The sequence below is a fragment of the Cupriavidus sp. IDO genome (assembly GCF_000812465.1).
Lineage (GTDB): Bacteria > Pseudomonadota > Gammaproteobacteria > Burkholderiales > Burkholderiaceae > Cupriavidus.
Genome location: NZ_JWMA01000183.1, coordinates 69315 through 89476 on the forward strand (window position 1 = coordinate 69315; position 20162 = coordinate 89476).

At 65.9% G+C, this 20162-nt stretch carries 20 protein-coding genes and 1 pseudogene; 15 read left to right on the top strand and 6 right to left on the bottom strand.

The features are described from left to right. The first annotated feature begins 13 nt into the window (after positions 1–13). On the top strand, positions 14–1129 hold the full coding sequence (locus RM96_RS33350) for a porin (RefSeq protein WP_039016025.1): 1116 nt from the start codon (positions 14–16) through the stop codon (positions 1127–1129). A gap of 170 nt (positions 1130–1299) precedes the next feature. Beyond that, a pseudogene (locus tag RM96_RS40440) lies at positions 1300–1482 on the top strand (PLP-dependent aminotransferase family protein); the annotation flags it as partial. A 5-nt stretch (positions 1483–1487) separates the two neighbouring features. Here the strand turns inward: RM96_RS40440 and purU are convergent. Together purU and RM96_RS33360 are read right to left on the bottom strand one after the other, a co-directional pair. Further along, positions 1488–2384, bottom strand: coding sequence for a formyltetrahydrofolate deformylase (purU, locus tag RM96_RS33355; RefSeq protein ID WP_039016026.1), 897 nt, complete (start codon positions 2382–2384; stop codon positions 1488–1490). A 14-nt stretch (positions 2385–2398) separates the two neighbouring features. Beyond that, positions 2399–4894, bottom strand: a complete 2496-nt coding sequence (locus RM96_RS33360; RefSeq protein WP_039016027.1) for a GcvT family protein — start codon at positions 4892–4894, stop codon at positions 2399–2401. A gap of 331 nt (positions 4895–5225) precedes the next feature. Here RM96_RS33360 and RM96_RS33365 point away from each other — a divergent pair, with 331 nt between their 5' ends. Further along, entirely contained in the window at positions 5226–5657 is a 432-nt protein-coding gene (locus RM96_RS33365) for a universal stress protein (protein ID WP_039016028.1), read from the top strand. A 242-nt stretch (positions 5658–5899) separates the two neighbouring features. After that, the gene (locus tag RM96_RS33370; RefSeq protein WP_039016029.1) at positions 5900–6379 is read left to right on the top strand and encodes a RidA family protein; all 480 of its coding nucleotides are present in this window, start codon (positions 5900–5902) and stop codon (positions 6377–6379) included. Here the strand turns inward: RM96_RS33370 and RM96_RS33375 are convergent. The 3 genes from RM96_RS33375 to RM96_RS33385 form a co-directional block, all read right to left on the bottom strand. After that, positions 6352–7263, bottom strand: coding sequence for a LysR family transcriptional regulator (locus tag RM96_RS33375; RefSeq protein WP_039016030.1), 912 nt, complete (start codon positions 7261–7263; stop codon positions 6352–6354). The two genes, RM96_RS33370 and RM96_RS33375, sit on opposite strands and share 28 nt — an antisense overlap. 102 nt (positions 7264–7365) lie before the next feature. Continuing rightward, complete coding sequence (locus RM96_RS33380; RefSeq protein WP_039016031.1) at positions 7366–7923, bottom strand: thioredoxin family protein; 558 nt, start codon at positions 7921–7923, stop codon at positions 7366–7368. 3 nt (positions 7924–7926) lie between these two features. Next, the gene (locus RM96_RS33385; RefSeq protein WP_039016032.1) at positions 7927–8628 is read right to left on the bottom strand and encodes a cytochrome c biogenesis CcdA family protein; all 702 of its coding nucleotides are present in this window, start codon (positions 8626–8628) and stop codon (positions 7927–7929) included. A gap of 472 nt (positions 8629–9100) precedes the next feature. Here RM96_RS33385 and RM96_RS33390 point away from each other — a divergent pair, with 472 nt between their 5' ends. From RM96_RS33390 to RM96_RS33405, 4 genes are all read left to right on the top strand, one after another. Further along, the gene (locus RM96_RS33390; protein ID WP_039016033.1) at positions 9101–9841 is read left to right on the top strand and encodes a response regulator; all 741 of its coding nucleotides are present in this window, start codon (positions 9101–9103) and stop codon (positions 9839–9841) included. Then, a complete protein-coding gene (locus RM96_RS33395) occupies positions 9838–11154 on the top strand; it encodes an ATP-binding protein (RefSeq protein WP_039016034.1) in 1317 nt (438 codons plus the stop codon). Before RM96_RS33390 ends, RM96_RS33395 begins: the two co-directional genes overlap by 4 nt. Before the next feature lie 279 nt (positions 11155–11433). Next, on the top strand, positions 11434–11769 hold the full coding sequence (locus RM96_RS39630; protein ID WP_052279900.1) for a hypothetical protein: 336 nt from the start codon (positions 11434–11436) through the stop codon (positions 11767–11769). A 39-nt stretch (positions 11770–11808) separates the two neighbouring features. After that, positions 11809–12225: an organic hydroperoxide resistance protein gene (locus tag RM96_RS33405; RefSeq protein ID WP_039016035.1), complete on the top strand. Its 417-nt coding sequence runs from the start codon at positions 11809–11811 to the stop codon at positions 12223–12225. Positions 12226–12583: 358 nt separating this feature from the next. Here the strand turns inward: RM96_RS33405 and RM96_RS33410 are convergent, their stop codons facing one another. Further along, a complete protein-coding gene (locus RM96_RS33410; protein WP_039016036.1) occupies positions 12584–13975 on the bottom strand; it encodes an aminotransferase-like domain-containing protein in 1392 nt (463 codons plus the stop codon). 391 nt (positions 13976–14366) lie between these two features. Between RM96_RS33410 and RM96_RS33415 the strand changes: the two genes are divergently transcribed. The 7 genes from RM96_RS33415 (at position 14367) to RM96_RS33445 (ending at position 20162) form a co-directional block, all read left to right on the top strand. Further along, complete coding sequence (locus tag RM96_RS33415) at positions 14367–14849, top strand: MSMEG_0572/Sll0783 family nitrogen starvation response protein (protein ID WP_039016037.1); 483 nt, start codon at positions 14367–14369, stop codon at positions 14847–14849. Positions 14850–14870: 21 nt separating this feature from the next. Continuing rightward, on the top strand, positions 14871–15887 hold the full coding sequence (locus RM96_RS33420) for a Nit6803 family nitrilase (RefSeq protein ID WP_039016038.1): 1017 nt from the start codon (positions 14871–14873) through the stop codon (positions 15885–15887). After that, a complete protein-coding gene (locus RM96_RS33425; RefSeq protein ID WP_063926032.1) occupies positions 15838–16959 on the top strand; it encodes an MSMEG_0568 family radical SAM protein in 1122 nt (373 codons plus the stop codon). The genes RM96_RS33420 and RM96_RS33425 overlap by 50 nt, the downstream gene beginning before the upstream one ends. Next, positions 16956–17501: an MSMEG_0567/Sll0786 family nitrogen starvation N-acetyltransferase gene (locus RM96_RS33430; RefSeq protein WP_052279901.1), complete on the top strand. Its 546-nt coding sequence runs from the start codon at positions 16956–16958 to the stop codon at positions 17499–17501. Before RM96_RS33425 ends, RM96_RS33430 begins: the two co-directional genes overlap by 4 nt. Beyond that, the gene (locus tag RM96_RS33435) at positions 17498–18508 is read left to right on the top strand and encodes a sll0787 family AIR synthase-like protein (protein WP_039016040.1); all 1011 of its coding nucleotides are present in this window, start codon (positions 17498–17500) and stop codon (positions 18506–18508) included. Before RM96_RS33430 ends, RM96_RS33435 begins: the two co-directional genes overlap by 4 nt. A 9-nt stretch (positions 18509–18517) precedes the next feature. Next, the gene (locus RM96_RS33440; RefSeq protein WP_039016041.1) at positions 18518–18805 is read left to right on the top strand and encodes an MSMEG_0570 family nitrogen starvation response protein; all 288 of its coding nucleotides are present in this window, start codon (positions 18518–18520) and stop codon (positions 18803–18805) included. Positions 18806–18875: 70 nt separating this feature from the next. Next, positions 18876–20162 carry an MSMEG_0569 family flavin-dependent oxidoreductase gene (locus RM96_RS33445; protein ID WP_039016042.1) on the top strand — a complete coding sequence of 429 codons (1287 nt, stop codon included), beginning with the start codon at positions 18876–18878 and terminating at the stop codon, positions 20160–20162.

Here is a 20162-nt window from a genome sequence, read left to right on the forward strand (position 1 = left end):
GGAGACAAGCAGGATGAAGAAGGCAATTCTATGTGTTGCGGTGTCGTGCGGGGCCGCTTCCGGCGCGGTGCAGCCGCAATCGGGCGTGACGCTGTACGGCGTGATGGACACCAATATTGAGTACGTGAACAATCTGTCGCCGGTACCGCCAACGCTGCCGGTCTTCCCGGGCCAGGCCCATTCCCGCGTGGCCCTGACGACGGGCGGCTTGTCTGGTTCGCGTTGGGGGCTTCGTGGCGTGGAGGCTCTCGGTAGCGGCACGAAAGCCGTGTTTGTCCTGGAAAGCGGCTTTACGCCAGACGATGGGAAGATGGGTCAGGGCGGTCGCCTGTTCGGTCGGCAGGCATACGTGGGTCTGCAGAAAGACGGGATTGGCCAGCTGACCTTCGGCCGTCAGTACAACACGTTCTTTGACGCAATGGCTGACTATTCCCCGACGAAATTCGGCAGCCAGTATGAGCCGATCGCCGCGCAACTGGGGCTGAACTACCGCTCGGACAATGTCGTCAAGTACGTGGGTACTTTTGGTGGGCTGACCGCCAATGCCTACTGGTCCTTCGGGAACGGTGTGGCTGGGTCGGGGGAGGCGCCGGGGCAATTCCGCAGGGATAGCGGATATGGCGGCGCGCTGAGCTATGCCGGCGGTCCATTCGGCATGACCGTTGCCTACGACCAGTTCAACCCGACGCTGGTTGCATCCACCGGCGCTACAGGCGAGGTGAAGAAGGTCGCGGCGGCTGTGAGCTATACAGTTGGCCACGCCAAGTTTATGGGCGGCTACCGATGGGGGAGGAGCAAGACCGCTACCGAAGCGACGCTACTACGTGACGACTATTACTGGGCTGGTCTGAATTACCAGGCAACCTCAGCACTGGGGCTGACGCTGGCTTACTACTACGAAGATATCAAAAGCCTGGCAGGCCAGAATCCCGGGAATCCTTGGCAAGTCACGTTCATCGCTGACTACAACCTGTCCAAGCGCACGGACGTCTATCTGACCACGGCCTATGTGAAAAACTCCGGCCTCAACTTCGATACCTCGGCAATCAGCTTCGCCAATGGCTATTTCCCGGGCGCGGGCAAGGACAACATGCTCGGGGTGGCAATTGGCATGAGGCACAAGTTCTAAGCGTCCGGCTACGTCAATGCGATTGATGGCACTTTGCGGCAATGCCTTTCGCCTTGGCGTACCAGTCATCGTCACAACAGATCTGATCGATGACCGCATATCGGCTGCCGCTCGTTCTTGACATCCTCCCTTGCCTGAAGGCAGGGGATTCCTACCGCGCATGACCACGGCCCGAAGACCTGCGCGCCGACCGTGTAGCGGCCGGCCTCGAGCGCGAGGGCGTCCTGGTGACGACTGCCGAGCCATTCGCCATCACGCCTTATGTGCCGCATGCGCTGCGGCTGGCAATCGGATCGATCTCGACGGAGGCGCTGGAAGACGCGCTGCGCAAGGTCAGGCGGGCAGTCGCTGGCCGCGCTCACCGAAACACCAGCGTCCTGCCGCCGTTGCGCAGCACACGGTGTTCGGCATGCCATTTCACCGCCCGTGCCAGCGCCACGCATTCCACATCGCGACCGATGGCGGTGAGCTGGGCGGCGTCCATGGCGTGGTCTACGCGCGCGACTTCCTGCTCGATGATGGGGCCTTCGTCGAGGTCGCCCGTCACATAGTGCGCCGTGGCGCCGATCAGCTTGACCCCGCGCTCGTAGGCCTGCGCGTAGGGGCGGGCGCCCTTGAAGCTGGGCAGGAACGAGTGATGGATATTGATGGCACGCCCTTCCAGCCGGCGGCACAGGTCGTCGGACAGGACCTGCATATAGCGCGCCAGCACGACGAGGTCGATGCGGTAGTCGCAGACCAGGTCCCACAGGCGTGCCTCCTGCGCGGCCTTGGCCTGCGGCGTGGCATTGAGCAGGGGCAGGTGGTGGAACGGGATGTCGTAGCTTGCCGCGAGCTGGTAGAAGTCCTTGTGGTTCGAGACGATGGCCGGGATCTCGATGGGGAGCTGGCCGGTGCGGTAGCGGAACAGCAGGTCGTTCAGGCAGTGGCCGATCTTCGACACCATCAGCATCACGCGAGGTTTGAGCGAGGCGTCGTGCAGCGACCAGTCCATCTCATGCTCCACGCCGACCCGCGCAAACGCTGCGCGCAACGCCATGAGCGCATCTTCCGCGCCCTGGCCCTCGGGCAGCGGGCGCTGGAAGTGCACCCGCATGAAGAAGCGCGTGCTGGCGCGGTCGCCGAACTGGGCGGAATCGACGATGTTGCCACCCGCATCCGCCAGCAGCGCGGACACGGCATGGACGATGCCCGGCCGGTCAGGGCAGGACAGCGTGAGGATGTAGCTGGCGGCTTCGGTCTGGACTGGTGACATGGCGGCTCCGTGGTTCAGGCCTTGGTCCGTTCGCTGGCCGGATCGTACGGCGCGCGCAGGTGGACGCGGGCAGGCAGCAGTTCCCCTGCCAGATCCACGTGGTAACGCCCGCCCTCGATCCAGGCCGCATCGGCCGTGCCGCCATCGCGCGCCAGCAGCCCCATGCCGACCGGGCAGCCGAGGGTGTGGCCGAAGGCGGCCGAGGTCACGAAGCCGGCCGGCCGTGTCGCGCCGTCGTCGCCCGTGCGCAGGATGGCTTCCCCTCCCCAGAGCATGGCATCGCGCGCCCCGTCCAGCGTCACCACCACAATGCGCCGCGCAACCTTCGCCGCGCCACCGGCCGCGCGCAGCTTCAGCAAGGCTTCGCGTCCGCGGAACGGAATGTCCTGGTTCAGCTTGCAGGCGAAGGAGAGGCCGGCCTCGAACGGATTGATGTCGGTGGTCAGCTCGCGGCTCCAGGCGCGGTAGCCCTTCTCGATGCGCAGCGACTCGATGGCATAGTAGCCGGCGTTGACCAGGCCGAAGCTGCTGCCGGCTTCGTGCAGCGTTTCATAGACGCCCACGGCAAACTCCATCGGCACATAGAGTTCCCACCCTAGCTCGCCCACATAGGTGAGCCGCGTGGCTCGCACCGTGGCGTAGCCGAGGTCGATCTCGCGCGAGGTGCCGAACGGAAAAGCCGCATTCGAGAAATCGGCGCGCGACACGCTCTGCAGCAGCTCGCGCGAGCGCGGGCCCATTACGGCCAGCACGGCATACTGCCCGGTGACGTCGACGATCACGCAGCGCTTGTCGGCCGGGATCAGCCGCTCGATGTAGTTGAAGTCGCGCGTGGTCTGCGCGGAGCCGGTCACCAGCAGGTACTGGTCATGGGCCAGCCGCGTCACCGTCAGGTCCGATTCATAGGCGCCGCGCTCGTTGAGCATGGCCGTGTACACGGTCTGCCCCGGCGGCACGGCCACATCATTGCTCATGATGTGCTGCAGGACGTCTTCTGCATCGGCGCCCTTGACGATGTACTTGGAGAACGAGCTCATATCGAACAGTGCCACGCCTTCGCGGCAGGCACGGTGTTCGGCGCCGCTCCACGGCAGCCAGTTCTGCTGCCCGAACGAGTAGCGGATCTCCGGCGATTCACCCGGTGGCGCGAAGAAGTTCGGCCGCTCCCAGCCCATCTTGCTGCCGAAATTGGCGCCGGCCGCCTGCAGGTGCGCATAGAGCGGCGAGCGGCGGAACGGCCGTGCCGTATCCAGCTCGCGGTTGGGCCACGGCATGGCGTAGTGCAGGCCGAGCGTTTCCTTCACGCGGTCGTGCAGCCAGCTCTCATTGCCGTTGAAGCCGGCAAAGCGGCGGATATCCACCGGCCACAGGTCCATGGTCGGCTCGCCCGCCACGATCCATTCCGCCAGCGCCATGCCGGCGCCGCCGGCCGATGCAATGCCCATCGAGTTGAAGCCCGCGCCCACGTAGAAATTGCGCAGCTCGGGCGCCTCGCCAAGGATGAAGTTGTTGTCCGGCGTGAACGATTCCGGCCCGTTGTAGAACTGCTTCACCTGCGCGCTCTCCAGCGCCGGCACGCGCAGCAGCGCGTTCTCCATCAGGATCTGGAACTGGTCCCAGTCGTCGGGCAGCAGCTGGAATTCGAATGGCTCGGGAATGCCCTGCATGCCCCACGGCTTGGCATCGGGCTCGAAGCCGCCCATCACCAGCCCGCCGACTTCCTCCTTGAAGTAGATAAAGTCGTCAGGATCGCGCATCACCGGCAGGTCCGGGTGAACGCCGGCAATGCGCTCGGTGACGATGTAGTAGTGCTCGGCCGAATGCAGCGGCACGGTCACGCCGCACATCTGCCCGACCTTGCGCGCCCACTGCCCGGCGCAATTGACCACGATCTCGGCCTCGATGCGGCCTTCCTCGCCGGCCTTGTTGCGCCAGCTCACGCCCGTGGCGCGGCCGTCGCGGCTGTGGATCGCGGTGACCTTGGTGTCCTGCGCGATGACGGCGCCGCGCGAGCGCGCGCCCCGCGCCAGCGCCTGCGTGAGATCGGTGGGATTGGCCTTGCCGTCACCCGGCAGCCAGACCGCGCCATGCAGGTCGTCGGTACGCATCACCGGCCAGAGCTCGCCCGCCTGCGCAGGCGAGATGACCTCGCACTCCACGCCGTAGGCGCGGGCAACGGCAGCGGTGCGCCGCAGCTGCGTCATCCGCTCGGTGGTGCGCGCCACCGACAGCGAGCCGCATTGCTTCCACCCGGTGCCGAGCCCGGTCTCGGCTTCCAGCTCGCTGTAGAGCTTGGTCGAGTAGCGGATCAGCTTTGTCATGCTCTCTTGCGAGCGCAGCTGTCCGACCAGCCCGGCGGCATGCCAGGTGGTGCCGCAAGAGAGCTGCCCTTGCTCAAGCAGCACCACATCCTTCCAACCCAGTTTGGTCAGGTGATAGGCGACGCTGCAGCCGATGATGCCGCCGCCGATGATGATGGCGCGGGAGTGGGCGGGGAGGGGTGGGGCCATGGTGCACCTTGTGTGGGATTGGTCAGCTCGTGCTGGATAGTATTACACAAAATGCAAAATAACAACTCAAAATGCAACATTAGGGGGATTGAATCGCCGCTGCATGGATATCTCCCTTGCCATGCCACCGGAGCCAGGTCTTGATGGACAACAAGTCCAAGTTCGCGTGGTGACCTAGTGTTGAGGAAGGCATTGCGACGACGCATTTCGGAGATCGTCCAGCTGACGAAGCGACTTACGCCGTACGGGCTGGCTTCCTGGTGCAGGGTTGCGGCTGGCGAGCCGCCAGGCTGCACGTTGAACAACACGGTTACGCTGAAGGAGATGGCGCATGTACACGAAGATGCTGGTGGCGATCGATGGGAGCCAATGCGGCGATCGGGCCCTGGACGAGGCAATCGGGATAGCCGGGGCCTGCGGTGCGGAGCTGGAAATCGTTCACGTCATTGACAGTGGTTATGAACTGGTGGAAGTGCGAGCAGGCCTGGTCAGGAGGGCGCAGGAACTGCTGGCGGCGGCACAGGCGAAGGCCGAAGCCGGGAATGTGCGCTGCCACGTCGTCTTGGTGGACGAGATCCTGGCGCTCGGTGACGTCGCGAACCAGATTCGGCAAGCCGTCGAAGCCAGCCACGCTCAAGTCGTTGTGGTCGGCACCCACGGACGTCGGGGGGTTAGCCGGCTGCTGATGGGCAGCGTGGCCGAAGGGCTTGTACGCCAGTGCACGGTGCCGGTAATGCTTGTCAGGGCGCCTCAGGAAGCCTGAGAAAAGAGGCCGGCTGCCTGATTCCCATCAGGGGATATTCCGTAAGTATTTGATTCTGAGATGAAAATTGTCCCGGCAACGTGGCGGCAGGACCCGTGGTTATTCCTCTGTGTATCAACAGATGTTCTGCACGGACGGTTTGTGGCTCGAGGCGCGGTTCGTATAGTTCCACCCAGGGCAAGCGCGGCACCGCGGCCCGATCCACGCACATGTGCAGCCATCCACGAATTCAGGAACCGGAAATGACCATTGAATCAAGACTCGCAGAACTAGGCCTGACGCTGCCGTCGCCGCCAGACCCGCTGGGCAGCTACACCGCGACCAGCGAGGCCGGCAACATGCTCTTCATCTCGGGGCAGCTGCCGCTGCAGGACGGGCGCGTGGTGTTTCAGGGGCGCGTCGGCGAAGCGCTGACGGTGCGGGAAGGCAAGCAAGCGGCAGAGCTGGCGGCGCTGAATGTGCTGGCCCAGATCAGGCGCCACCTGGGCGGCTTTGACCGGCTCGACCATATCGTCCGCGTCGAAGGGCATGTGGCCAGCGCCGAAGGGAATTTCGACCAGCCAGCGGTGGTCGACGGCGCTTCCGATCTGTTCGCGGCCGTGCTGGGAGAGAAGGCTGGTCATGCGCGCCTGGCCTTTTCGCACACCCAGTTGCCCGCCAACGCCGCGGTAGTGCTGGGCGTGATCGCGCAGATTCAGCCGGCGAACTTTTCCACGAGGTAGTCGACAAAGGCCCGCACCCGCAGGGACATGTGGCGTGCGTGCGGGTAAAGCAGGACGAAGGGCCGGGATGTGCCGCCGAACTCCGTCAGCACTTCCACCAGCGTGCCTTCGCGCAGATCCGACTCGACCACGAAGCGGTAGGTCTGGAACAGGCCGGCGCCCATGCGCACCAGTGTGGCGCAGCCCAGGATGTCCTCCGAGCAGCTGTAGCTTCCGGTAGTGGCGATATCGATATCCTCGCCTTCCAGCCTGAATGTCCAGGGCAGCCTTCGCCCGCTGCTCGGGACGTCGAACTGGATGCATTCGTGCCGGTGCAGGTCGTCGAGCGTCTTCGGCGTGCCCGCGCGGGCGAGGTAGCCCGGCGTGGCAACGACGACCAGTTCCGCATCTTCAAGCTTGCGGGCGATCAGGCTGGAGTCGTCCGGCGCCTTGCCTCGTACCGACAGGTCGTAGGCATCGTCGGCAAAGTCGACATTCCGGTTGCTGATATGGGTTTCCACCGCTACATCCGGGAAGCGCTTGCGGAATTCGGGCAGCACCGGCAGCACGCGGTAGTGCGCATACGGGGTGGGCAGGCTGATGCGCAGGAGTCCGGCCGGGCTGCCATGCTGGCCGCTCACCTGGCGCTCGGCGTCGACCAGTTGCGCCAGTGCTTCCCGGCATTGCCCGAAGTACAGGCGACCCTCGTCGGTCAGGCGGATCTGCCGGGTCGTCCTGACAAACAGGCGCACGCCCAGCCGTTCTTCAAGCCGCGACACCGAGCGGCTGACGGCTGCCGGCGTCACGCTCGCCGCGGCGGCGGCAGCGGTAAAACTGCTGAGTTCCGCCGCCAGGCAGAAGAGTTCAATGCTGCCGAGCTGGAGATCATCGAATTGACGTTTCATGGCATCCCGTTTCCGCGAGCGCTGGGTCGGACCTGTCAGGTCCGGATGTGCACGGCAAGTATATCGGCCAGCGGATCCGCAACGCGCCCGCGGAAAACGGCATTACTTGCGCTCGGCAAGCAGCTTCTGTATCGCCGCTTCCGTTTCTTCATACCGGCCTTCGCCAAAATGCGTGTAGACGATCTTGCCGCTGGCGTCGATGAGGTATAGCGCGGGCCAGTACTGGTTCCGGTAGGCGTCCCAGGTGGAATATGAGTTGTCCTGCGCGACCGGGTACCGGATGTCGAAGCGCTTGAGCGCCGCTTGTACGTTCGGCGTGGATTTCTCGAACGGATACTCGGGGGTGTGCACGCCCACCACCACCAGTCCCTTGTCCCGGTATTTGTCGTACCACTGCCTGACGTGCGGCAGCGTGCGGACACAGTTGATGCAACTGTAGGTCCAGAAGTCGACCAGCACGACCTTGCCGCGCAGGCCGGACACGGTGAGGGGTTCCGAGTTCAGCCACTTCTCGATGCCGGCAAATTCCGGTGCCTTGTCATGGTCGGCGGGTGCCGGCGGGGCTGTCGCGGCATGCGTGGCGAAAAGGGCGGTGCCGGCAAGGAAGGTGGCGACAAGCAGGGCAGTGGCGGCGAAGAAGGTGCGAATAGCGGGTTTCATGATTCAGGCTCCGGGTTGGATCGAGGGAACGAGGCCGGTCACCCAGGCAACGGCAACCGTGTCGTACTGGTAGTACATGGCAATGGCGGTCGCGACCACGAGCACGCCGAAGCCTTGTTGCAGGCGGTGCGTATACCGGGCGAGCTGGCGGACGCGGGTGGTGGCGAACTGCCCGCCGTAGGCAATCAGCAGCATCGGGATGGCCGCGCCGGCTGCGAACAGGGCGAGCAGGACGCCTGCGCGCTGCAGGTCCTGCGCCCTGGCGACCAGCGCAAGAATGGATGCCAGCACCGGCCCGGCACACGGCGTCCAGACCACGCCCAGTGTCGTGCCCAGCACAAAGCCGCCGACCAGGCCGTTGCCCAGCCCCGCATCCAGGCCGGCCGTGCGGTCGGCCAGGCTCCGGAACGGCGTCATCAGCCGTTCGAACCAGGCTGGCCAGATGCGGGCCAGCCCGGACAGCAGCAGCGTCAGGATGGCGATGTTGCGGATGACGCCGTGCGCATCGCCAAAAGCACTCGAGAGGGCGCCGAAGGCGACGCCCAGCACCGAGAAGGCCGTTACGAAGCCCAGCGCAATCGACAGCGGCCGCAGGCCATTGGCTTCGCCGATCGACGCGTTCAGCAGCATGGGCAATACCGGGAGCACGCAGGGGGAGGCGATGGTCAGCACGCCTGCAAGAAATGCGAGAAAGAGGTCGATCACGATCGTATTCCCCTGGTGTGCGGCCCCGGGCGGCAGGCGAAGCCGCCCGTGCACGGGGGCGGCGATTGCGGTTCAATGGCGGTGGCTGGCATCACGAAGGTCTCCGAGGGTTGACGCGATAGCCGCATTCAACCGCCCTCGCGTATCCGCGCTGTTTCGGCAAGCGGCGGAAATGCAATGTTTCATGTCTGTCACCGGGGCTGATACAGAGCGATACAAAGCGCCTCGCTGGCCGCAGCACAATGGCGTCACGCGCAATCCGCGCGGTAGCCCGGGAAGACCCAACGATGAAGCCTCTCCTGCTGTACGTCGCCCTGATCCTGTCCGCGCTTGCATATGAACTGCGCGGGTCCGTAGCTTGCCGATGGGCGTTTTCCGGCCCGCGCGTGGTGCGCCTGTCGGCACCTGCACGGAAAAGGCGAGTCCGCCCTATGATCAGTGATCTCTCCATTACCGAAACCGAAAGCGCCCCATGAATCAACCCGACCACATCCTGATCGTTGACGACGACCGCGAGATCCGCGAGCTGGTGGCCACCTATCTCGAGCGCAGCGGAATGCGCATCACGCTTGCCGCGAACGGGCGCGAAATGCGAACGGCGCTCGAAAAGGGCTCGGTCGACCTGGTCGTGCTCGACCTGATGCTGCCCGGCGAAGACGGGCTGACGCTGTGCCGCGACCTGCGCGCGGGCGAGCACAGGAACACGCCGGTGCTGATGCTCACCGCCCGCGACGAGGAGGCCGACCGCATCCTGGGCCTGGAAATGGGCGCGGATGATTACCTGATCAAGCCGTTCGCCGCGCGCGAGCTGCTGGCGCGCATCCGTTCGGTGCTGCGGCGCACGCGCATGCTGCCGCCGAACCTGCAGATCACCGAGGCGGCCAGCATGCTGGCATTCGGCCCATGGCGGCTGGATACGACGGCACGGCACCTGCTCGACGAGGATGATGTCATCGTTGCCCTCAGCGGCGCGGAGTATCGCCTGTTGAGAGTGTTCGTCGACCATCCGCAGCGCGTGCTGTCCCGCGACCAGCTGCTGAACCTCACGCAGGGGCGCGACGCCGAGCTGTTCGAGCGATCCATCGACCTGATGGTGAGCCGCCTGCGCCAGCGCCTGCGGGACGATGCCCGCGAGCCGCGCTACATCAAGACCGTGCGCAATGGTGGCTACGTCTTCTCGGCGAGCGTTGAAGTGCGCGAGGCGCGCTCATGAGCCGCACCGAAGTGGCATGGCGCGCCTGGCCACACACGTTGTTCGCGCGCCTGATGCTCATCCTGCTGATCGGCCTGGCCCTGGCGCAGGGGCTGTCCTTCGGCCTCGTGATGCTGGAGCGCACGACGGTTGCGGACCGCACGATGCTGGGAAATCTTGAACTCGACGTGGCCAGCTCCGTCGCCATGCTGGACATGCTGCCGGCGGACAAGCGCGCGGCCTGGCTCGACCGGCTGCAGCGGAACAACTACAGCTATCGCCTCGATGCCGGCACGCCCGGAGATCCGCCGCGCTCGCCGCTGTCGCGCAGGGCGGTCGACACGATCACGCTGGCGTTGCAGGACCGCTATGCGGTGACGGCGAACGATGTGCCCGGGAACCGCGAGCGCTTCCAGGTCCACCTGCGCCTGCACGACGGCAACCCGCTCACCATCGACGTCCGCCCGAAGCCCAATGTATTGTCGTCATGGCTGCCCGTGCTGTTGTGCGCCCAGCTGGCGCTGCTGGCCGTGTGCGCGTGGATTGCCGTGCGGCTGGTCACACGGCCGCTCAAGCAACTGGCGGTGGCGGCCGAGAATCTCGGCCCGGACCTCAAGGCCGACCGGATCCCCGAGCGCGGACCCGCCGAGGTTGCCCATGCCGCGACGGCCTTCAATGCCATGCAGGCGCGCATTGCGGGTTACCTTGCCGAGCGCGTGCAGATCCTCGCCGCGATTTCGCATGACTTGCAGACGCCCATCACCCGGATGCGGCTGCGCGTGGATCTCATGGAGCCGTCGGAGACGCAGGACAAGCTCTTCAGCGATCTTCGGGCGATGGAGCACCTGGTGCGCGAAGGCATTGCCTATGCCAGCACGCTGCACGGCAGCGCGGAGGCGCTGGCGCGCGTGGACCCCGATGCCTTGCTCGACAGCCTGGCCGGCGACTACCTGGACAGCGGCAATGCGATCGCTGTCGAAGGCAAGGCCGGCGCTGCCATCCTGACACGTCCGCAGGCCCTGCGCCGCATCCTGACGAATCTCATCGACAACGCCATCAAGTTCGGCGGCGAAGTGGACGTGGCGGTGTCGCGGCAGGCGGACGGGCACCTGGCCATTGCCGTACGGGACCGTGGACCCGGCATCCCGGAAGCGGAGCTTGAGCGGGTCATGCAGCCGTTCTACCGGCTCGAGACTTCCCGCAACCGGGGTACGGGCGGCACCGGCCTTGGCCTGGCGATTGCGCAGCAACTCTCCCAGGCCCTCGGCGGCACATTGACGCTCTCCAATCGGAAGGAGGGTGGCCTGCAGGCCATCCTTACGCTCCCCGCATAGGCCTGTTCAGGGGGCTCGGCGGTGCAATCAGCGTCGACGCTCCCGCTTCACTTTTCGTCCGTGAGGGCCGCCCGGCCCTTACCCCGGACGTCCGGCTTTGTATGCGTTTGTATCGCGCACCCCCTGCGATACGTGGACTCACCGAATTGCCGCCAGCCTGCTACGGGCCAGATACATCGGTCGGCTTAAATGCATCTCGTGGCGCGGCGGCAGGGCAAGACCAGATGACCCGCCGGCGCCGCTGTATCGGCAATCGAATCCACTACCCAGGAGCACCAAATGCAAGCCATCAACATCACCACCATTGCCCGCCACCTCATCTCCGCCGTGGCTCTCGCAGCCGCAGTCGGCGGCGCACAGGCAGCATCCGCTGTCGTCTTGCCGGCGGACCACCACGGCGGCGCCGCACGTATCGCCCAACGCGATCCGTTCACCGACGGCGCCCGCGCCGACGCTCGCGACCCCTTCACGGACGGGGCCCGTATCGGCGCACACGACGTCTTTACTGATGGCGCCCGCAATGCCGAAGCGGCCGCCACGGTCGCGCGGATCAGCAACCGCGATGGCTACGTCCCCGATGCCAGCCATAGCGACACGGCGCTTGCCGCCGCCTGACGCCCCATCTTTTACACGCTTGACAACGAGGATTTCATCATGACCCAACTCAACAACGTTCTGTACACCGGCAAGACGCACACCACGGGCGGGCGCGACGGCGCGTCGCACAGCTCCGACGGCCGCCTGGACATCCGGCTCTCGCCACCCGGAAGCGCAGGCAACGGCACCAATCCGGAGCAGTTGTTCGCCGCCGGCTGGTCGGCCTGCTTTATCGGCGCCATGGGAAAGGCGGCCGCCAGCATGAAGATCGCGCTGCCGGCCGACCTTGCCGTCGATGCGGAAGTTGACCTGTGCCTGAACGACGGTGCCTATTTCCTCCAGGCACGCCTGAACGTCAGCTTGCCGGGCCTGTCGCGCGAAGTCGCGCAGGCAGTGGTCGAGGGGGCGCACGAGCGGTGCCCGTACTCCAAGGCCACGCGCGGCAATATCGATGTTGTCCTCAACGTGGTCTGAGCCCGGCCGGGTCACTCCTGCTCGGCCTGCCTGTTCATGCCGGGCAGGCCGCCTTCCGGCTTCCCATGCCATTCACACCAGGTGCGGCCTGAGAACCCATTTCATAATGAAGAAGGGGCGCGAAGGCTGCTGCCGGGCTGCAGGGCTAGGCGCAGCCGACGCCGCGTGGTCATTCCACGCAAGGAGGCTGCAACAACGCCATGCGGCCCGGCAGCAGCCTTCCCTTCGGGTTCAAGCCAGGCGCGGCGCATGCGTCGTTGCGGGCCTTGACCTTGGAATGACCAAGGCCGGCGGCCCGCGCCTAGCCTGCGCCGCGCCTGGCTTGAACGCGTCCCCTTCTTCATTATGAAATGGGTTCTTAAAGCATCGGTGCATGCAAATGATGGGCGTGGTCGATCGTGTCCACGACGATCTGCAGCGACTCCTCGATGTCATCCCGCTCGCAGGGGCCGCCAAGGCAGATCCTGATGGCATCGGGCGGATTGCCATCCGTCGAGAAGGCCGAGCTCGACACCACGGCGACGCCCTTGCCGCGCAGGTTCAGGGCAAATTCGGATGGGCTCCATCCGCTCTCGGGCGGCACGGCCAGCCAGAGGTGGAAGCCCTCGGGGTCTGCCTCGTAGTGCCTTCCGGCGAGGACATGGCTCGCGATGGCCTGGCGCGCCGTGCACTCGGCGCGGATTGACTTCAGCATGTCGTCGGCAGTGCCGTCTCCGAGCCAGGCGGTAGCCAGCATTGTGGTGAACGGGCTGGCCATGACGGTCGTGGCACGCAAGGCGCCCGACAGCCGATCGGCCAGCCGGGCGGCGGGAGCCTGGATGTAGGCGATGCGCAGGCCAGCGCCAAAGCACTTCGACAGGCCCGTCACGTAGTAAGTCAGTTCCGGTGCCAGGGTGGCGAATGCGTCGGGTTTGCGCTGGGGCAGCATGCCGTAGGCATCGTCCTCGATCACGGGCACGCTGTAGCGAAGCGCGATGTCGGCCAGCATTTCGCGCCGGCCCTGCGGCATGGTGCGGGTGCTTGGGTTCTGCAGTGTCGGCGTACAGTACAGCGCGCTTGGCTTCTGCGTCTTGCACAGGGTCTCGAACGCCGTGGGCGAGGGACCTTCCTCATCCCCCGGCAGCGCCTGCAGGCGCACACCAAGCTGCGCGGTGATGGCCTTGATGCCCGGATAGGCAAGCGTGTCGCAACAGATAGTCTGGCCAGGCCTGGCCAGCTGGGACACCAGCGCCACCAGTGCGCTGTGAATACCGGGGCAGATCAGAAGTGTATCGGCGCGGCTGGCTGGCACGAGCCTGCGCATCCACTCCGCCGCGGCCGCACGGTCTGCCGGCGTGCCGCCGAAGTCCTGGTAGCGCAGCAGCCCGTACGGATCGGATGTCGCCATCAGCCGCGCGGCTGACTCGCGCAGCCGCGCGATCAGCGCAGGCGGCTCGGGCGGCATGTTCATCGTCATTTCGGCGCCGGTCCCTCCCCGCAATGGCAGCGAAGGAGCACGGCCGCGCACAAAGGTGCCGCTTCCGGTCTTGGCATCGATCAGCCCTCGCTTGCGTGCTTCCGCGTACGCGCGCGCGACGGTCGTGTAATTGAGCTGCAGCGCGGCAGCCAGGTCACGCAAGGCGGGCAGGCGATCCCGCGCCTGCAGGCGGCCGCTGGCAAGGTCCTCTTCGATCAGGTCGGGAATCGCCAGATAGGCGGGCTTGGTGCATTCGGACAGGCGTTTCGACCAGTGGCTTGCAGGACCGGACAAGGCGGGCTCCATTCGTTCAGGCTGAGGTGGCATGGCTATGCTGCGCAATCTTTGTGCCATGTGATTGCTTGCTGATCTGGTTCGATGATGGTGCGTGATCGCATGCACTGCACCGTGGCCGTGCGCCTGCTTGCACCGTGGCCGGTCGCCGGACGGCATGACGCCAGTGTCCGGGAGAACCGCAGGTTCGCTCGTGCGGCGGGCCAATTTCACATCGTAAGAAATCAATCATGCAATCAATCAGGTCGTCTGGCATTGATCGCCCATTGATCGCATCCGGTCGCGAAATATTTGGCACAGGCGTTGCACCAGGCATGGTGTCGGCCCCACGGCCGATCGATCGCCCGAATGATCGGACGATCGACTGACCCACCACTTTTTGGAGCGCAGCATGCCCGCAGTCAACAAACCGGCCCACCAGAAGGGCGATTTCCTGGTCGACTACGAAGAGAAGGTCTTCGAGGACGTCAAGGCGGAGCCGGGCGAGAAGGCTCTCGTCACCTTCCACACCGTAGCCTTCGAAGGCTCGATCGGCTTCGTCAATATGCTGCAGGCCACGCGCCTGCAGCGCAAAGGCTTCGCGACCTCCATCCTGTTGTACGGCCCGGGCGTGAACCTGGGCGTCCAGCGCGGCTTCCCCACGCTGGGTGACGAGGCATTCCCCGGTCACCTCAACTTCAACAGGCAACTCACCAAGTTCATGGAAGAGGGCGGCAAGGTCTACGCGTGCCGCTTCGCGCTGCAGGCCCTGTACGGCCACGGCGAAGCGTCGCTGATCGAGGGCATCCGCCCGATCAACCCGCTCGACGTGCTGGACCTGAGGCTGCTGCACCGCCAGGCCAACGCGCTGATCATCGACACCTGGACGGTCTGAGCGAAAGGGCGGGGTATCACCATGTCACAGAAGCGAATCGTCCGTGCGGCGGCCGTGCAGATCGCCCCCGATCTGGAGACTGCCGACGGCACGCTGGGCAAGGTTTGCGAGGCGATCGACAAGGCGGCGCTGGAAGGCGTGCAGTTGATTGTGTTTCCGGAAACCTTTGTGCCGTACTACCCGTACTTCTCGTTCGTACGGCCGCCTGTGCACTCCGGCACGGACCATATGCGCCTGTACGAACAGGCGGTGGTGGTGCCCGGCCCTGTCACCCATGCCGTTGCCGAGCGTGCGCGCCGGCACGGCATGGTGGTCGTGCTGGGCGTCAACGAGCGCGATCACGGCAGTCTGTATAACACGCAGCTGATCTTCGACACCGACGGGCGCCTGGCGGTCAAGCGCCGCAAGATCACGCCGACCTTCCACGAGCGCATGATCTGGGGCCAGGGCGACGCCGCCGGCCTGAAGGTCGCCGACACCGCCATCGGGCGCGTCGGTGCGCTGGCCTGCTGGGAACACTACAACCCGCTGGCGCGCTACGCGCTGATGACCCAGCACGAGGAAATCCACTGCAGCCAGTTTCCGGGATCACTGGTCGGGCCGGTCTTTGCCGAGCAGATCGAGGTCACCATCCGCCACCATGCGCTGGAGTCGGGCTGCTTCGTGGTGAACGCCACCGGCTGGCTCACGGACGAACAGATTGCATCGGTGACGACCGACCCTGCCTTGCAGAAGGCGCTGCGCGGCGGCTGCAACACCGCCATCGTCTCCCCCGAAGGCCAGCACCTGGTGCCGCCGTTGCGCGAAGGCGAGGGCATGGTCGTCGCGGATCTCGACATGTCGCTCATCACCAAGCGCAAACGAATGATGGATTCGGTCGGCCACTACGCGCGGCCCGAGCTGCTTAGCCTGGCCATCAATGACCGGCCCGCGATGACGGCCTCGCCCATGGCCGCCGCTTTCTCCAATTTCCAAGGGAGCACCCAGCATGAACTCCAGCGAGCGGATGCCGGCTTCGAGCCGGCAATTGATGACTGAGCTGCAATCGGTCGGACTGCGCCTGGTGGATCCCTCTGCCGGCGCGGCAAGCCGCCGGGGTGGCGCGGGTCCATCGGACCACAAGGCGGTGACCATTGACGGCGTGACCATCATGGTGCCTGTGCATACGAGCACCGCCTGGCATTCGCCGTTCGTGGCGGCCGCGCCGGACGCCAGTGGCGCCAGCGCGCTGATGCGCGGCACCATACCCATTGCCAATATCAGCTTCCCCAGGGCGCCGCGTTTCTATGCACTGCAGACGCTGGATGGCGTGCCGTACTCGCACATCGCCACGCTGCACGGCTCGGACGTGCTGGCGACCACGGTGCTCCAGACCTGTATCCGCTACGAGAGCCGCCGCAAGACCTGCAAGTTCTGCGCGATCGGGCAGTCGCTCGCGGCAGGGCGGACCATTGCGCGCAAGACGCCCGAGCAGCTGGCGGAAGTCGCACGCGCCGCTGTGCTGCTCGATGGCGTCAAGCACATGGTGCTCACCACCGGCACGCCCCCCACGCCAGACCGCGGCGCGGGCATCCTGTGCGAAAGTGCATTCGCGATCCGGGCCGCAGTGAACCTGCCCATCCAGGCGCAGTGCGAGCCGCCCGATGACGACCGCTGGTTTGAACGCATGAAGGCGGCCGGCGTCGATGCACTCGGCATGCACCTGGAGGTGGTCACGCCGGCACTGCGCGAGCGCATCATGCCCGGCAAGGCTGCCGTGCCCGTCAGCCGCTATATGGAGGCTTTCAAGGCAGCGGTCGCCGTGTTCGGCCGGGGGCAGGTCAGCACCTATATCCTGGCCGGCCTGGGCGATACGGCGGAGTCCATCCTGGCCATCTCGCGCGAGCTGGTGGACCTTGGCGTCTACCCGTTCGTGGTGCCCTTCGTGCCGATTTCCGGTACGCCGCTGGAGGACCACCCCGCGCCTTCGCCGGAATTCATGCAGTCCGTCCTGAAGCCGCTCGGCGCCATGGTCGGCGCGGCCGGCATGCGCTCGGCCGACATCAAGGCCGGCTGTGGCAAGTGCGGCGCGTGTTCCTCGCTGTCGTCCTATGAAGAGGTGGCGGCATGAGCAGCGATCTGTGCGTCGAGGTGCCATCGGGCATCGAGTATCGCGTCCGCTGGGCCGGCCAGGACTGGGAAGCGGAACAGGCCTTTCGCCTGCGCCGCGCCGTGTTTTGCCATGAGCAGGGCATCTTCGCCGATGATGACCGGGACGAGACCGACGACATCGCGCAACTGCTGGTGGCGGTGAAGACGGAGCCCGGCCAGGCGGATATCGTCGTCGGCACGGTGCGGATCCACGAAGCCGTGCCCGGCGTCTGGTACGGCTCGCGCCTGGCAGTCCACCCGGCCTATCGCAACCACGGGAAGATCGGCGCCACGCTGATCCGGCTGGCTGTCAGCAGTGCTCACGGGCTGGGTTGCACGCGTTTTCTTGCGCATGTCCAGAGCCAGAACGTACCGTTGTTCCGGCGCCTGCGCTGGGACGTGCTGGAAGAAGAGACCCTGCTGGGCCGGCCGCACCACCTGATGCAGGCCGACCTGGCCCACTATCCGCCGTGCCTGACGCCGCGGGCGGGGATCTTGACGTCGGGCGGGAGCCGGCCATGAGCGTGGGCGAACTCGTTGAAAGCCTGCGCGCAAGCCGCGGCTTTGGGCACAAGACCGATATCGCGGGCGTGCTCGCATCGCTGGGCAATGGCCTGCCGGGCGGCGTGCGCGACCTGGACCAGGCCGTTGCCATCGGCGACGACTGCGCGGCCATCCCGGACCAGGATGGCTATCTCCTGTTCGCGATCGAGGGCATGGTCAGCGATTTCATCCGGGCCATGCCGTGGTTCGCCGGGTACAGCGCGGTCATGGTGAATGTCAGCGATATCTACGCCATGGGCGGGCACCCTCTGGCCGTGGTGGACGCGATCTGGAGCGATGGCGTGGCGCAGGCGTCCGAGGTGCTGAAGGGCATGGCGGCGGCCGCTGCCGCCTATGGCGTGCCGATCGTCGGCGGGCACAGCAATGCGCGCAGCGACAACGGCCAGCTGGCGGTGGCGATCCTCGGCCGCGCCCGCCAGCTGCTTTCCAGCTTTGCCGCCCGGCCCGGGGACCGGTTGCTGATGGCGGTGGACCTGCGAGGAGCGTTCGTCGAGCCCTATCCGTACTGGAATGCCGCCACACAAGCGCCGTCCGCGCGGCTGCGCGCGGATCTGGAACTGCTGCCTTCGCTTGCCACGGACGGAGTCTGCCGCGCGGCCAAGGACATCAGCATGGCCGGCACGCTGGGTACCGCCCTGATGCTGCTGGAGTGCTCGGGCGTCGGCGCGAGGATCGAGCTGGACCACATCCCGAGGCCCCCGGGCGTTGCGCTGGCGCGCTGGCTGACCGCCTTCCCCAGCTACGGCTTCCTGCTCGCGGTGCGCGAGGAAGACGTCGCGGGCGTCACCGCGCGCTTCCGTGAGCGCGACATCGCCTGTGCCGGGATCGGCGTCATCGACGATTCCCGCAGGGTTACCGTCACCGGCGAGGGCGACAGCGCGCTGCTGTGGGATTTCACGCGCGACGCATTCATCGTCCCGGCCGTCGGCGGTGCGGTGCGCGGAACCGTCACCACCGAGACCTGAGAGGCAACCATGCCAGTCACACATTTCCGCATACGCTGGCCAGACCAGACCGAGGAAACCTGCTATTCGCCGTCTTCGATCGTTCGCGACTACTTCGTAGCCGGGGAAGACTACGCCATGGAAGCGTTCCTCGCACGCGCCAGGCAGGCGCTCGGCACCGCTTCAGATCGTGTGCGTGCGAAGTACGGCTACGCGTGCTCGTCCGCCACGGACCAGCTTGAACGGATAGAGACCGCCGCGGCCAGCTTCGACGGACAGCCGGAGGCGCGCGTGGTTTTCCTTGGCTTCGACCATTAGCGCGGGCATCACCGTTTCCACCGGCTTCACCAAATCACTGTACACCACAGCTTTCCAGGAAGGACGCACCATGTCGAATATCTCCAGCCAGGCCGGAAGCGCCGGCTCCTCGCCCCAGCACTACAGTGTCGTCGTCGTTGGCGGCGGCCAGGCTGGCCTGTCCATGAGCTACTACCTCAAGCAGGCCGGCATCGATCACCTGGTGATCGAGAAGCACACCGTGACCCACACCTGGCGCAACCAGCGCTGGGATGCCTTCTGCCTGGTCACGCCGAACTGGCAGTGCGCGTTGCCCGGCTACCCCTACCGCGGCGACGATCCGCACGGCTTCATGAAGAAGGACGAGATCATCGCCTATCTGGACGGCTTCATCGGCATGGTCAACGCGCCGGTGCTGGAGAACACGGAAGTCAGGCGCGTCAGGACGCGGGAACAGGGCGGCTATCTAGTTTCCACCACGCACGGCGAATTCAGCGCCGACCAGGTGGTGGTGGCCTCGGGCGGCTACCACGCGCCGATCGTGCCGCGCATGGCCGAGCGGTTGCCGGCAGCGATCCGGCAGCTCCAGTCCTCCGAGTATCGCAACCCGCAGGCGCTGCCCGAAGGCGGCGTGCTGGTCGTGGGCTCGGGTCAGTCCGGCGCGCAGATTGCCGAAGACCTGCACCTGGCCGGGCGCAAGGTGTTCCTTGCCGTGGGCGAGGCGCCGCGCTGCGCGCGCTTTTACCGCGGCCGCGACGTGGTGGACTGGCTGGCGGACATGGCCTACTACGACATGCCCGTGCAGGAGCATCCGCTGCGCGAGGGCGTGCGCGACAACACGAATCACTACGTGACGGGCCGTGACGGCGGACGCGACATCGACCTGCGGAGGTTCGCCACCGAAGGCATGGAGCTGTACGGCGTGCTGGAGGACTACCGGGACGGAGAGCTGCGCTTCGCTCCGACCCTGCGGGCGAACCTGGATGATGCGGACGATACCTACAACCGCATCAACGCCAGCATCGACAAGTACATCGACAAGCACGGCATTGCTGCCCCGCCGGCCAGCGTCTACGAGCCCGTATGGGCGCCTGCCGGGGAGCGCACGGCCGTCGGTCTCTCGCAGGCGGGCATCGGCAGCATCATCTGGTGTATCGGATTCCGGCCCGACTTCAGCTGGCTCGAGGTCCCGGTCTTCAACGGACGCGGTTATCCGGCGCACGTGCGTGGCGTCACCGCGAATGAGGGGCTGTATTTCCTCGGTCTGCCGTGGCTGCACACATGGGGATCGGGACGCTTCTCCGGGATCGCGCGCGATGCCGAGCACCTGGCAGGGATCGTCCGTGCCAGACTGGGCAAAGAAGCTCTGGCAGCCTGA